The following is a 13,540-nucleotide window of genomic DNA, read 5'->3' as shown; positions in this document are numbered from 1 at the left end:
CGTGCGGAATCATTTATGCTTGCGCCGGTCTGAGGTGATGCCGGTGATTCAGGCAATGCGGCGCCACCCCCAGGGAGGTGCGCCCGCGTCACATCCCCGTATCCGCCGGCCCCACCTGTTTACTGATCCCGCTTCATGCAACGACGTCATTTCCTCGGCATTTCCGCCGCCGCCCTGCTGGCTGGCTGCTCGTTCGGCCCGCGTCCCGCGCCGCCGGTCGCCACCACGCCGCCAGCGCCGCGGCCCATCAAGATCGGCCTGGCGCTGGGCGGCGGCGCGGCGCGCGGCTTTGCCCACATCGGCGTGATCAAGGCGCTCGAGGCCCAGGGCATCCACGTCGACCTGGTCACCGGCACCAGCGCCGGCGCGGTCGTGGCGGCGCTGTACGCCAGCGGTTTGAACGGCTTCCAGCTGAACAAGCTGGCGCTGACCATGGACGAGGCCGCCATCGCCGACTGGGCCCTGCCCTTCGGCACCCGCTTCGGCGGCTGGCTCAAGGGCGAGGCGCTGCAGAACTACGTCAACCGGCTGGTGCAGAACCGGACCATCGAGGCCATGAAGCTGCCGCTGGGCATCGTCGCCACGGACCTCAAGAGCGGCGAGAAGATCCTGTTCCGCCGCGGCAACACCGGCCAGGCCGTGCGCGCGTCGAGCAGCGTGCCCGGCGTGTTCCAGCCGGTGTCGATCCAGGGACGCGATTATGTCGATGGCGGCCTGGTCGAGCCGGTGCCGGTGGATTCCGCGCGCAGCATGGGCGCGGACTTTGTCATCGCGGTCAATATCTCGGCCGAGCCGTCGGCGCAGAAGAACGCCGGCCAGAGCGGCGTGCTGCTGCAGACCACCGCGATCATGGGCCAGTCGATCAACAAGATGGCGCTGGCGCGCGCCGACGTGGTGATCCGGCCGGAATTGCCCGACATGGGCGGCAGCGACTTCAACGCACGCAACCGCGCCGTGCTGGCGGGCGAGCAGGCCACCGCGGCGGTGATGGCAACGCTGCGCCAGCGGCTGGAACAGGCCCGCCTGACGCCGCCTGGCGCGGTCGCCGCGCAATAGCCCGCGAGGCCGGATCCGGCCAAAGCAAAAAGGACTGCCGCGGCAGTCCTTTTTGCTTGTAGGGCAGCGAAACCTCAGCCGCCGTACATCGATGCGCGGGCGGCGTTGGGGTCGTAGCGCTTGAGCGTCTCGACCATGTCGCCGAGGCCTTCGACGCGGCTGCTGCCGTCCTTGCCATCGTCGATGCGGCGGGCACCGTTGTAGCGGGTCACCCAGTACGTCGCGCGCATGTCGTCGACACGGATCTTGCTGCCCGTGGACGGGGCATGCACGAACTTGTTATCGCCGATATAGATGCCGACGTGCGAGAAGGTCTGGCGCATGGTGTTGAAGAACACCAGGTCGCCCGGACGCAGGTCGCTGGCTGCCACGGTGGTGCCGACACGGCTGATTTCGACAGAGCGGCGCGGCAGCATGAAGCCGAAGGTGTCCTGGAACACGTAGCGGACAAAGCCGCTGCAGTCCAGGCCGGATTCGGGGCTGTTGCCGCCGAAGCGGTAACGCACGCCGATCAGGCCCAGCGCATTCATGACCAGGTCGCCAGCCTTGCTGGCAACAGTGCTGGTGGAATTCACCACCGACGACAGCAAGCCGCGCTTGCCTTCCGGATGCGCGTCCGCGGCCTGGGCCGTGGCATCGATACGGGTGTCGGCATCCTTGAATACCGTGTCCGCCAGCACTCCATTCGACACAGTCGCACCGCAGGCAATGGCAATTCCGACAGCGGCGCGCGCCAGGGAATGAAGCACCGATCGCTGCATTGGTTCTCCCGTTGAACGTTCCAAAGCAAGCCCCGGCACAAAGTCCGGGGCGTCTGGGTATCTCTGAGTTTCGCGTGAACGTTTCAGGAACGTCGCGTGAAAATCCTGTGAACTACGGGGGGAATCTTATGCAACATCCGCGCCAGCCAATCTGGCCGGTCTTGCACCGCAAACGTGCAGAGCACGCGTCGATGCATCGGACGGACCACCCCCAAAAATAGCTCTGGCGGGATGTTAAAGGGTTGTCATTCACATGTCAAAGTTCGTTACAAATTCCGCGGATTTAGCTTCCGAATCAAAGATATAGGCGGGTTTTCGCATCTTCTTTATCGGATTTATCCTATCGATCGGTGCTAGCCGGCCGGCGCTGATGCGCCGCGGTACCCGCGCCGGCCATTCAAGCCGCGCCGACCTGCGCTGCCGCCATCAGCTTGCGCGTATAGGAATGCTGCGGTGCGCCCAGCACCACTTCGGTATCGCCGGCCTCGACCACCTCCCCCGCCTTCATCACGATGACCCGGTGCGCCATGGCACGGATCACCGCCAGGTCGTGGCTGATAAACAGGTAGCTGAGGTTGTACTTGTGCTGGAGCTGGGACAGCAGCGCCAGCACCTGCTGCTGGATCGACACGTCCAGCGCCGAGGTCGGCTCGTCCAGCACCAGCACCTGCGGCTTGAGGATCAGGACCCGGGCAATGGCGATGCGCTGGCGCTGCCCGCCCGAGAATTCATGCGGATAACGCCCCAGCGCGGTGCGGTCCAGGCCGACTTCGCGCAGCGCCTCGATCACGCGCTGGCGCGTGCCCTCGCGCGACAGCCCGGGCTGGTGCAGCGCCAGGCCTTCGCCAACGATCTGCTCGATGGTCATGCGCGGCGCCAGCGATCCGAACGGATCCTGGAACACCACCTGCATGCGTGCACGCAACTGGCGGCGATCGTCGCGGGTGGCGGTATCGAAGCTGCGCCCGAGGAAATGGATGGTGCCCGCGCTCTTGCGCTGCAGGGCCAGCACAGTATGCGCCAGCGTGGTCTTGCCCGAACCGGACTCGCCGACGATGCCCAGGGTCTCGCCCTCGCGCAACTGGAAGTCCACGTCCTTGACCGCGGCGAACTGGTCCTTGCCGAACCAGCCGGCCAGGCCACGGCGCTTGCGCGCATAGTTGACCCCCAGCTTGCGCGCCTCCAGCAGCACCGGCGCCAGCGGTACCAGGGGCAGCACCTCGCGCCGGGGGCGGCTGTCGATCAGCTTGCGGGTATAGGGATGCTGGGGGGCGGCGAACACCCTGGCGGTCTCGCCGGTCTCGACCAGCACGCCCTTCTCCATCACGCCCACGCGCTGCGCAAAGGCGCGCACCAGATTCAGGTCGTGGGTGATCAGCATCACCGCCATGCCGAACTCGGCCTGCAGGTCGCGCAGCAGGTCCAGGATCTGCGCGCGGATGGTCACGTCCAGCGCCGTGGTGGGCTCGTCGGCCAGCAGCAGCTTGGGGCGGCACGCCAGCGCCATGGCGATCATGGCGCGCTGGCGCTGGCCGCCGGAGAGCTGGTGCGGAAAGCTGTCGAAGCGGTGGGTGGCGTCGCTGATGCCGGTGCGCTCCAGCAGTGCGATGGCGCGTTCGCGCGCGGCGCGGCGGTCCAGGCCTTCGTGCAACGCCAGTGTCTCGACGATCTGGTTGCCGATGGTGTACAGCGGGTTGAGCGCGGTCATCGGCTCCTGGAAGATCATCGCGATCTCGGCGCCGCGGATGCCGCGCATCTCGCGGTCCGATACCTCCAGCAGGTTCTTGCCCTCGAAGCGGATCGCACCGTCGTAGTAGGCGTCTTCCACCAGCCGCAGCATGGCCAGCGCGGTCACGGTCTTGCCCGAGCCCGACTCGCCCACCAGCGCATAGCGCTCGCCGGCGCGCAGGTCGAAGCTGATCTCGCGCACGGCGCGGGTGGCATGCTCGCCATGGCCAAAGGTGACGGACAGCTTGTCCACGCACATCAGCGTGGAACCGGGTGCCGGCACCGCCGCCGGCACCAGATCCGGCTGGATCACGGGAGACACCGCGGTCATGGCGTGGCCTCCGGTGCCGCCCCGGTGGGCGCGCCCGCCGGGACCTTGGGTTCAACACGGCCGCGCAGCGCGGCCAGGCCCAGCCGGGTATCGAAGGCATCGCGCAGCGCATCGCCCATGAAGGTCAGCAGCAGCAGCGTGACCACCAGCACCGCGAAGGTCGACAGCGAAATCCACCACGCATCCAGGTTGGCCTTGCCCTGCGCCAGCAGTTCGCCCAGGCTGGGCGTGGTCGGCGGCACGCCCAGGCCGAGGAAGTCCAGGCTGGTCAGCGCCAGGATCGCGGCGCTCATGCGGAATGGCAGGAAGGTGATCACCGGCGTCAGGCTGTTGGGCAGGATATGGCGCCACATGATCTGCACGTTGGACAGCCCCAGCGCGCGCGCCGCCTTGACGTAGTCGAGCGAGCGGTTGCGGTAGAACTCGGCGCGCACGTAGTCGGACAAACCCATCCAGCCGAACAGCGACAGCAGGATGATGAGCAGCGCCAGGCTGGGCTCGAAGATCGAGGCGAAGATGATCAGCAGGTACAACTCGGGCATCGAGCTCCAGATCTCGATGGCACGCTGCGAGAACAAGTCGAAGCGCCCGCCGAAGAAGCCCATCAGCGCCCCGCTCAGCGTGCCGACCAGCATGCCGATCACCGTCAGCGCCATCGCGAACAGCACCGACACGCGGAAGCCGTACAGCAGCCGCGCCAGCACGTCGCGGCCACGGTCATCGGTGCCCAGCCAGTTCTCCGCCGACGGCGGCGCCGGATTGGGCTCCTTGGCAAAGTAGTTGAGCGAGTCGTACGAATACTGGTTCAGCGGAAACACCGCGAAATTGCCGTTGCTGGTGATGCGGTCGCGGATATACGGGTCCAGATAGTCGGCGGGCGTGGCGAAATCGCCGTCAAAGGTGGTTTCGGGATAGACCTTGACGATGGGGAAATACCATTCGCCCTTGTAGTGCACCACCAGCGGCCGGTTGCTGGACAACACCTCGGCGCCCAGGCTCAGCACGAAGATGGCGACAAAGATCACCAGGCTCCAGTAGCCGCGCCGGTTGCGGCGAAAGCGCTGCCAGGCGCGCTGGCGCGGCGAGGGCGAATGCGGCAGCCCGTTGGGGGCCGCGTGCGTGAAGGGTTTCATCGGTGCAGGCCTTCGAAATGGATGCGCGGGTCCACCAGCACGTAGCAGACATCGGAGATCAGGCGCGTGACCAGCCCGATCAGCGTGAACAGGTAGAGCGTGCCCAGCACCACCGGATAGTCGCGCCGCAGCACCGCCTCATAGGACAGCAGGCCCAGCCCGTCCAGCGAGAACAGCGTCTCGATCAGCAGCGAACCGGTGAAAAAGGCGCCGATGAACGCCGCCGGGAAGCCGGTCACCAGGGGAATCAGGGCATTGCGGAACACATGCTTCCACAGCACGCGGCGCTCGCCCAGGCCCTTGGCGCGCGCGGTCAGCACATACTGCTTGCGGATTTCCTCGAGGAAGGCGTTCTTGGTCAGCATGGTCACCACCGCGAAGCTGCCCACCACCGACGCCGTGATCGGCAGCACCAGGTGCCACAGGTAGTCCATCAGCTTGCCCATCAGCGACAACTGCTCCCAGTCGTCGGAGGTCAGCCCGCGCAGCGGGAACCACTGCACGAAGGTGCCGCCGCCGAACAGCACCAGCAGCAGCACGCCCAGCACGAAGCCCGGAATGGCATAGCCCACCAGCACGATGATGCTGGTCACCACGTCGAAACGGCTGCCCGCCCGGATCGCCTTGGAGATGCCGAGCGGCACCGATATCAGGTAGGTCAGGAAGAAGGTCCACAAACCGATGCTGACTGATACTGGCAGCTTGGACTTGACCAGCTCCCACACGCTGCGGTGCTGGAAGTAGCTCTGCCCCAGGTCGAATCGCGCAAAGCGCTTGAGCATCAGGAAGTAGCGCTCCAGCGGCGGCTTGTCAAAGCCGTACAGTGCCTGGATCTCCTTGATCTTGTCGGGGTCGACGCCGCGCCGCCCACGGTATTCGGCACCGCCGCCGCTGGCTTCGCTGGCGGCGCCGCGCCCTTTCAGTTCCATCATCATCTGTTCGACCGGACCGCCCGGCACGAACTGGATCACGACGAAGGTCAGCGTGATGACCCCGATCAGCGTCGGGATCATCAGCAGGATGCGCTTGAGCAGATAGGCAAGCATGGCCCGTTCCTTCCTTTTTCCTTGCCGGGCGCGTCAGCGCCCGTGCGCCTCAACGGGCCTGCGCCGGCAGGTCCGTGCGCCACCAGTGGCTCAGGATCCAGCCTTCAGCCGTGTAGTAATACGGAAGCCGCTCCGGATAAGCCAGCGTCTTGCGGTATGCGACCCGGTGCGAGGCGCTGTACCAGTTCGGCACGATGTAATAGCCATGCATCAGCACCCGGTCCAGCGCACGCCCGGCGGTGACCAGTTCCTGCCTGGTGTGGGCGTGCAGCACATTGTCCACCAGCTTGTCGACCACCGGCGACTTCAGTCCGAACAGGTTGTCCGAGCCCGGCGTGCCGGCCGCCTCGCTGGAGAAGCGGTCGCGCAGTTCGTTGCCGGGGCTTTGCGAGTCGGGGAAGCGGATCGACACCATGTCGAAGTCGAAGTCTTCCAGCCGCTTCTGGTAGAGCGCGAAATCCGTGGTGCGCTGGTGCACCTGGATGCCGAGCTTCTCCAGGTTGCGCACATAGGTGGTGATCACGCGGCTCATGGCGCCGCCGTCGTCAAGGAACTCGAACACCAGCGGCTCGCCCTTGGCATTGCGCAGCGCGTCATCCGTATAGGTCCAGCCGGCCTGGGCCAGCAGGCGCCGCGCCAGGCGCAGGTTGTCGCGCAGCGAGCGCGGCGCCGCAGTGCTGGGCTGGACCACGTCGGCACCGAACACCTCAGGCGGCAGCTGCGCGCGCATCGGTTCCAGCAGCTGCAGCTCGCCCGGGCCGGGGCGGCCATCGAAGGTGGCGCTGGCGGCCAGTTCGCTGTTGGAGAACCAGCTGTCCAGGCGCTTGTAGGCGCCATAGAACAACTGCCGGTTCAGCCATTCGAAGTCCAGCGCAAGAATCAGCGCCTGGCGCACGCGCACGTCCTGGAACACCGGCTTGCGCAGATTCATGACGTAACCCTGCATGCCGGCGCCATTGCGGTGCGGGAACTCGGTCTTGAGCAGCTCGCCGTTGCTGAAACGCGTGCCCTGGTAGCTCTTGGCCCAGTTCTTGGCCTTGTATTCGACGATGGCGTCGAACTCGCCGGCCTTGAAGGCCTCCAGCCTGGCAGTCTCGTCCTTGTAGAGCCGGTAGACCACGCGCGCGAAATTGAAGGAGCCGCGCCGGACCGCCAGGTCCTTGCCCCAATACTTCGGGTCACGCTGGAAGATGATGCCGCGGCCGGCGTCGTAGCGCTCGATCAGGTAGGGCCCGCTGGTGACCGGCGGCTCGAATGTCAGTTTTTCAAACGAGACCTTGTCGGTCCACTTCTTCGAGAACACCGGCAGCGAGCCAACGATCAGCGGCAGTTCACGGTTGCGCTGCTTGAAATCAAAGCGCACCGTGCGCTCGCCGGTGACGACCACCGCCTTCACATCGGTACACATGCTGCGGTAGCCCGGGCTCGAAGCCTTGCTCATCAGCATGTCGTATGAATATTTGACATCCGATGCGAGCACCGGGTCGCCATTGGAGTAGCGCGCCTGCGGGCGGATCGTGAACGTGACGGACAATTCGTCCGGTGCCACGGTGACATCCTCTGCCAGCAAGCCATAGGCGCTGGCGCTCTCGTCGGCGCTGCTGATCAGCAGCGACTCGAACATCAGCGCGTTCAGGCCGGGCGCGGCCGTGCCCTTCAGCGTGAACGGATTGAACTTGTCGAAACTGGTGCGCCGGTCCGGATTGGCGAGCGTCAGCGTGCCGCCGACCGGTGCATTAGGGTTGGCATAGTCGAAATGGTGGAAATTCTCGGGGTACTTCAGGTCCCCGTGCAGGGCGAAGCCATGCGCCGCCAGCGCCGGACCGGAGAACAGTGAGACCCCCGCCGCCAGCGCCGTCGCCAGCCCCATTGCCACCCACCCGCGCAGTACTGCATCCCGCCGGAAGCACTGCCATGCCGCCTGAAGCGGCCAACGTGCTTGAATAGGCATCCCGTTGGATTCCTCCACTATGACCTGTCGGGCCCGGCATTCTGCGGCCGGGCCAAGTATGAGACAATTTTACATGCGTCCGGGGTGGCCCCAGCCATCCGGACATTCCCTCTGCGCGGCGCAATAAAAGGGCCGCAGGACAGCCCGGCACCCGCACGGCCGCACGGCGGACGCACGAAGCGTGCCTGATACACCACCTTGGAGAATTTATGGGATTTCTGGCAGGTAAGCGGATCCTGATCACCGGCTTGCTCTCAAACCGCTCGATCGCCTACGGCATCGCCTCGGCGTGCAAGCGCGAAGGCGCCGAACTGGCCTTCACCTACGTCGGCGAACGGTTCAAGGACCGGATCAGCGACTTTGCCAAGGAATTCGGCAGCGACCTGGTATTCGAATGCGATGTCGGCAGCGACGAGCAGATCGAAGCCACCTTCGCCGCGCTGGGCCAGCGCTGGGAGAAATTTGACGGCCTGGTGCACTCGATCGGCTTCGCGCCGCGCGAAGCCATCGCCGGCGACTTCCTGGAAGGCCTGTCGCGCGAAGGCTTCCGCGTCGCCCATGACATCTCCGCCTACAGCTTCCCGGCACTGGCCAAGGCCGCGCTGCCGCTGCTGTCGGACAAGGCCTCGCTGCTGACGCTGACCTACCTGGGCGCGGAGCGCGTGGTCCCCAACTACAACACCATGGGCCTGGCCAAGGCCTCGCTGGAAGCCAGCGTGCGCTACCTGGCCGCCTCGGTCGGCCCGCGCGGCATCCGCGCGAACGGCATCTCGGCCGGCCCGATCAAGACCCTGGCCGCCTCGGGCATCAAGGGCTTCGGCAAGCTGCTCGGCCACTTCGAGGACGCCGCGCCGCTGCGCCGCAACGTCACCATCGAAGAAGTCGGCAATGTGGCCGCCTTCCTGCTGTCCGACCTGGCCAGCGGCGTGACCGGTGAAATCACCTATGTCGACGGCGGGTTCAACGTGGTCGGCGCAAGCCTCGCGGACGCGGAGTAAGCCCGGCCCGCTTGCGGGACGCGGATGAAGAAGGGGTGCCGGTGTGGCACCCCTTTTTTTGTTCCTTGCAGATGTGCGGGCGCTCCAGGTGCGCCAGCATGCCTTACGCCGCGGCGGGCGCCCCCTGCCGGCCCATGCTCAGCATCGACCAGGCATAGACCACCAGTCCGCCCAGCGCCAGCAGCAGGCCCACCCAGCCGGTCGATTCCCAGCCATAGCCGGCGGCAATGGTGACGCCGCCCAGCCACGCGCCGAGCGCATTGGCCATGTTGAAGGCCGAATGATTGAGCGCCGCGGCCAGCGTCTGCGCATCGCCGGCCACATCCATCAACCGGATCTGCAGCGCCGGCCCCAGCGCCACCGCGGTGCCCACCAGCAGCACATTGAAGGCCGCCAGCCAGGCATGCGGCGCGGTGAAGGTGAAGGCGCCCAGCACCAGCGCTGTCCAGACCAGCACGCCGCCGATGGCAGGCATCAGCGCCTTGTCCGCCAGCTTTGCGCCGGCCAGGTTGCCCGTCACCATGCCAATGCCGACAGCACCACCGGGATGCCCGCCGCCGGCATATGCGCCAGCTCCAGCATGGTCGGCTTGATGTAGCTGAACACCGAGAACATGCCGCCGAAGCCGATCGCGCCGATGCCCAGCGTCAGCCACACCTGCTTGCGCCCGAGCGCCGACAGTTCGCGCAGCGGGCTGGCGCGGCGGTCGGCCGGCACGAATGGCACCCAGCGCCATACCAGCAGCGCCGTCAGCGCGCCGAGGGCGCCGACGATCAGGAAGGCCGAGCGCCAGCCCAGCCAGGTGCCGACGGTGGCCGCGATCGGCACGCCCACCAGCGTGGCAGTGGTCAGGCCCAGCATCACCAGCCCCACCGCCTGCGCACGCCGCTCGCGCGGGACCAGGCTGGCGGCAACCAGCGCCGCCACGCCGAAGTACGTGCCATGCGGAAAGCCCGTGAGCAGCCGTGCCACCATCATCGACAGATAGGAAGGTGCCAGGGCGCTGGCGACATTGCCGGCGGCAAACACCGCCATCAGCGCGATCAGCAGGTTGCGCCGCGGCCAGCGCGCACCCAGCACCGCCAGCAGCGGCGCGCCGATAACCACGCCCAGCGCATAGGCGCTGATCAGGTGGCCGGCTTGCGGGATGGAGATGGCGAGATCGCTCGCGGCATCGGGCAGCAGGCCCATGATGACGAACTCGCCGGTGCCGATGGCGAAACTGCCGACGCCGAGCGCCAGCAGCGGCAGGCGGCCGGATGGATTGCCATCGCGGGAAGACAGGGAAGCGTCGGCGCCGCGGACGGGATCCGCGGGCGATTGTTCATGTGGGGCGGCCATGTACAGGATTGCAGGATGTTCAACAAATGCCGCCCGCTGACGGGCGAGGTCGGTGCCCTCGCCTCTGATCGATCCAGCGTGCTCCTGTGCGGCGCGCAGGCGGTATTGTGCGGCAAAACCGTAAAATCTGCCGGAGCCGCCCCGGTTCAGCCCTGCAGCTGGTACCGCTCCAGCCAGTGCGCATAGGGCGCCGGCAGCACCCACGACGGCTTCTGCACCTGCAGGCGCTTCGCGGCGTGATAGGGCCAGTGCGGATTGGCCAGCAGCGCGCGGCCGACCATCACCAGGTCCATCTGCCCGTCCGCCACCGCGCGATCCGCAAGCTGCGGATCGTCGATGCCCCACGAGGAAGCGACCGGCAGCCGGGCTTCGCTGCGCACGCGGCCGGCAATCGGCGCAAGGAATGCCGGCGCCCAGGGGATCTTCGCCTCCGGCGTGGAGAAGCCCACGCTGACATTGAGCAGGTCCAGCCCGCCCTCGCGCATGGCGCGCGCCAGTTCGACGGATTCCGCCAGCGTCTGCTCGTCGTGCCCGTCGAACTCGACCACGCCGAAACGCGCGGTCAGCGGCAGGTGTTCGGGCCATACCTCGCGCACCGCAGCCAGCGTCTCCAGCAGGAAGCGGCTGCGGCCGGCGGCATTGCCGCCATATGCGTCAGTGCGCTGGTTGGCGTGGCGCGAGAAAAAGCTCTGCGCCAGGTAGCCGTGGGCAAAATGCAGTTCGAGCCATTCGAAGCCGGCTTCACGCGCCCGGCGTGCCGCATCGACAAAGTCGCGCTGGACCCGGGCAATATCATCCAGGGTCATGGCCCGGGGCACCTTGGGCAGGTGCGCGCCAAAGGCCACGGCCGACGGCGACAGCGTGTCCCAGCCGCGCGGGTCACCTTCGGCGATATGATCGTCCCCTTCCCAGGGCCGGTTGGCGCTGGCCTTGCGCCCGGCATGCGCGATCTGGATGCCCGGTACCGCGCCACCGGCCTTGATCGCGGCGGCGATGCGGGCCATGCCGGCCATCTGCGCATCGTTCCACAGGCCGGTGCACCCCGGCGTGATGCGGCCATCGGCGGACACAGCGGTCGCTTCGACGATGACCAGGCCGGCGCCGCCGCGCGCCAGTCCGGTGTAGTGGGCCAGGTGCCAGTCGTTGGTCAGGCCATCGACGGCGCTGTACTGGCACATCGGCGGAATTGCGATGCGGTTGCGCAGGGTGACATCTTTCAGTTCGAACGGGGTAAACAGGGCGGACATGCTCTTGGATTCCTGCATTGCGGAGGTTGGCATGACCGCTATGCTAGGCCCCCGCCACTATAATGAAAACCACCAACCAGTTATGATCGTGATAAATATTCATTATGGTGCACCCACAGTGGCTCCGCTCGTTCGCCACGCTTGCCGAACTGGGCAACTTCACCCGTACGGCTGACCAGCTTGGGCTGACCCAGGCCGCCGTCAGCCAGCATGTGCGCCATCTGGAGAGCGAGTTCGGGCCGCTGCTGATCCGCCGCCCGCGTGCGCTCGAGCTGACACCCGCCGGCAACGCGTTGCTGGACTACTGCCGCGAACTGGACAAGGCCGACGAGCGGCTGCGCACGCGCCTGTCGGATGCGGACGGCACCAACGGCGAGGTCTCGCTGATCACGCCGGGCAGCATCGGGCTGTACCTGTACCCGGTCTTGCTGGCGTTCCAGCAGGCCAACCGCGGCGTGGTCGTGCGCCACCGCTTCGCCCCGGACCAGGAGGTGGTGGAGGCCGTGCTGCAGAACCGTTATGAACTGGGCCTGGTCACGCTGCCGCCGGACGATGCGCGCCTGACGGCCAGCCCCTTCACCGCGGAGTCGCTTGAACTTGTGATCCCCGCGCAGGAGACGGTTCACACGTGGGAGGACCTGGCACGCATCGGCTTTATCGACCACCCCGATGGGCAGGCAATGGCGAGCCGGCTGCTCAGCCGGCGCTTCCCCGCCAACCCCGGCGTGGGCAGCCTGCCCTGCCGCGGCTTCTCCAACCATATCGGTCTGATCCTGGAACCGGTGGCGCGCGGGCTGGGCTTCACGGTGATCCCGCGCTACGCGCACCAAGCCTTTGCCCGCGCGGATGCGGTCAGGGTGGTCGATTGCGGGGCGCCGGTAGTCGACACGCTGTGGCTGATCCACCGGTCGGAGTGGCCGCTGTCCGCCCGCGCGACGCGGGTGCTTGACTACCTCCGCCAACATGTCTGGGGGTGCGCGACAACACCTTTCCCGGCGCCGGCCTGACTGGCCTGCGTTGTGCACCTGGCTCGGCTACCTGGTCACGTGGGCCAGCCGGTGCCACCAGTACCGCAGCGAATGCTTCGCCATGCCGAACACCGGCTTGTGGTGAATGCCCACCCGGATGATGTAGCCGTAGAGACCAAGCAATACCGCGAGGAAGGCAAGGGACCAGAGGGTCCCTGTGCCGCCGGCTTCAATCATTTTTTCTTCTTGGCGACATCATCGTGCCCGCCCCGGGCCTGGGCCGTGCTGAAGGGTGAAGCCGGCGCGGATGGCTTCTTCGGTTGCTTGGGTTTCTTGGCTTCGCGGCTGCTGCGTAGTTGACTCTTGGCCATGATGGACTCCTGAGTGGCTTGCCTGGAGGTAATGGCAACCCCAGCATACGCGCTAAATCGCCGGCCAAGTAGATATCTTTCCGGGAAGGGCAGCCATGGGCCGCGGCAAGCGACGGCGAACAGATGCCCGGCTTCCGGCAAACAGGCGCATACTAGGGCTGGCAGCACCCGCCGGCGCCTGCAACCAACCTTGCACGGCGTTCCTGCACCGGACAGGAGTCTGCAATGGCACTGAACTTTCCCAATCCCAGCCGCAGCTACGATGCAGCGCATCACTGCGTTTGTTTCTGGGGCTACGACAACGCGCGCGAAGTGGCATTCCAGGTCACTGACGATATCCTTTTGCGCCTGAGCCACCAGGGCGCCGCTGAAGAAGCCGCCCTTCTCGCCACCTTCGACGATCATCGGGACCAGATCCTGGCACTGGCCAGGGAGCTCTACAACCCTGGCGAGCGGACCACCTACACGATCTGCTGAACCCGGCAAGGCAGCGCGGCGGTGGCAGCCCACCGCCGCGCTGCCTTGTACTGCCGGCTACACTTGCGCCCGATCCGTGCAAACCCGCTAGACCAGCTTGGTTTCGATCTGGATGTTGCCGTGCAGCGCCTT

Annotated in this window: 12 protein-coding genes and 1 pseudogene; 4 read left to right on the top strand and 9 right to left on the bottom strand. The window is 66.5% G+C overall.

What is annotated here, in order from left to right:
- Positions 1-135 precede the first annotated feature (135 nt).
- Positions 136-1,056 (top strand): patatin-like phospholipase family protein, encoded by a 921-nt coding sequence (locus ACZ5MJ_RS05785; protein WP_464222868.1) that lies wholly within the window; start codon positions 136-138, stop codon positions 1,054-1,056.
- Positions 1,057-1,130: 74 nt separating this feature from the next.
- On the opposite strand, the gene ACZ5MJ_RS05780 is transcribed toward ACZ5MJ_RS05785, so the two are convergent.
- The 5 genes from ACZ5MJ_RS05780 to ACZ5MJ_RS05760 form a co-directional block, all read right to left on the bottom strand.
- Positions 1,131-1,817 carry a C40 family peptidase gene (locus tag ACZ5MJ_RS05780; protein ID WP_464222867.1) on the bottom strand — a complete coding sequence of 229 codons (687 nt, stop codon included), beginning with the start codon at positions 1,815-1,817 and terminating at the stop codon, positions 1,131-1,133.
- Positions 1,818-2,214: 397 nt separating this feature from the next.
- On the bottom strand, positions 2,215-3,876 hold the full coding sequence (locus tag ACZ5MJ_RS05775) for an ABC transporter ATP-binding protein (RefSeq protein WP_464222866.1): 1,662 nt from the start codon (positions 3,874-3,876) through the stop codon (positions 2,215-2,217).
- Positions 3,873-5,009, bottom strand: a complete 1,137-nt coding sequence (locus ACZ5MJ_RS05770; protein ID WP_464222865.1) for an ABC transporter permease — start codon at positions 5,007-5,009, stop codon at positions 3,873-3,875. The genes ACZ5MJ_RS05775 and ACZ5MJ_RS05770 overlap by 4 nt, the downstream gene beginning before the upstream one ends.
- Entirely contained in the window at positions 5,006-6,055 is a 1,050-nt protein-coding gene (locus ACZ5MJ_RS05765) for a microcin C ABC transporter permease YejB (RefSeq protein ID WP_464222864.1), read from the bottom strand. The genes ACZ5MJ_RS05770 and ACZ5MJ_RS05765 overlap by 4 nt, the downstream gene beginning before the upstream one ends.
- Positions 6,056-6,104: 49 nt before the next feature.
- Positions 6,105-8,006: an extracellular solute-binding protein gene (locus ACZ5MJ_RS05760; RefSeq protein WP_464222863.1), complete on the bottom strand. Its 1,902-nt coding sequence runs from the start codon at positions 8,004-8,006 to the stop codon at positions 6,105-6,107.
- A 209-nt stretch (positions 8,007-8,215) separates the two neighbouring features.
- On the opposite strand from ACZ5MJ_RS05760, the gene fabI reads away from it, so the two are divergent.
- The gene (gene fabI, locus ACZ5MJ_RS05755) at positions 8,216-9,004 is read left to right on the top strand and encodes an enoyl-ACP reductase FabI (RefSeq protein ID WP_464222862.1); all 789 of its coding nucleotides are present in this window, start codon (positions 8,216-8,218) and stop codon (positions 9,002-9,004) included.
- A gap of 103 nt (positions 9,005-9,107) precedes the next feature.
- Here fabI and ACZ5MJ_RS05750 read toward each other — a convergent pair.
- Both ACZ5MJ_RS05750 and ACZ5MJ_RS05745 read right to left on the bottom strand, forming a co-directional pair.
- Positions 9,108-10,345 (bottom strand): annotated as a pseudogene (locus ACZ5MJ_RS05750) (MFS transporter).
- Between the two features lie 146 nt (positions 10,346-10,491).
- Positions 10,492-11,592, bottom strand: a complete 1,101-nt coding sequence (locus ACZ5MJ_RS05745; RefSeq protein WP_464223664.1) for an NADH:flavin oxidoreductase/NADH oxidase — start codon at positions 11,590-11,592, stop codon at positions 10,492-10,494.
- A 104-nt stretch (positions 11,593-11,696) separates the two neighbouring features.
- Here ACZ5MJ_RS05745 and ACZ5MJ_RS05740 point away from each other — a divergent pair, with 104 nt between their 5' ends.
- Complete coding sequence (locus ACZ5MJ_RS05740) at positions 11,697-12,599, top strand: LysR family transcriptional regulator (protein WP_464222861.1); 903 nt, start codon at positions 11,697-11,699, stop codon at positions 12,597-12,599.
- A 27-nt stretch (positions 12,600-12,626) separates the two neighbouring features.
- On the opposite strand, the gene ACZ5MJ_RS05735 is transcribed toward ACZ5MJ_RS05740, so the two are convergent.
- Positions 12,627-12,797 carry a hypothetical protein gene (locus ACZ5MJ_RS05735; RefSeq protein ID WP_464222860.1) on the bottom strand — a complete coding sequence of 57 codons (171 nt, stop codon included), beginning with the start codon at positions 12,795-12,797 and terminating at the stop codon, positions 12,627-12,629.
- The gene (locus tag ACZ5MJ_RS05730) at positions 12,794-12,931 is read right to left on the bottom strand and encodes a hypothetical protein (RefSeq protein ID WP_464222858.1); all 138 of its coding nucleotides are present in this window, start codon (positions 12,929-12,931) and stop codon (positions 12,794-12,796) included. Before ACZ5MJ_RS05730 ends, ACZ5MJ_RS05735 begins: the two co-directional genes overlap by 4 nt.
- A 225-nt stretch (positions 12,932-13,156) precedes the next feature.
- On the opposite strand from ACZ5MJ_RS05730, the gene ACZ5MJ_RS05725 reads away from it, so the two are divergent.
- The gene (locus ACZ5MJ_RS05725) at positions 13,157-13,408 is read left to right on the top strand and encodes a DUF1488 family protein (RefSeq protein WP_464222857.1); all 252 of its coding nucleotides are present in this window, start codon (positions 13,157-13,159) and stop codon (positions 13,406-13,408) included.
- Positions 13,409-13,540: the final 132 nt, after the last annotated feature.

It is taken from the genome of Cupriavidus sp. LA-1, assembly GCF_055385985.1.
This window is presented reverse-complemented; position numbering and strand designations above follow the sequence as displayed.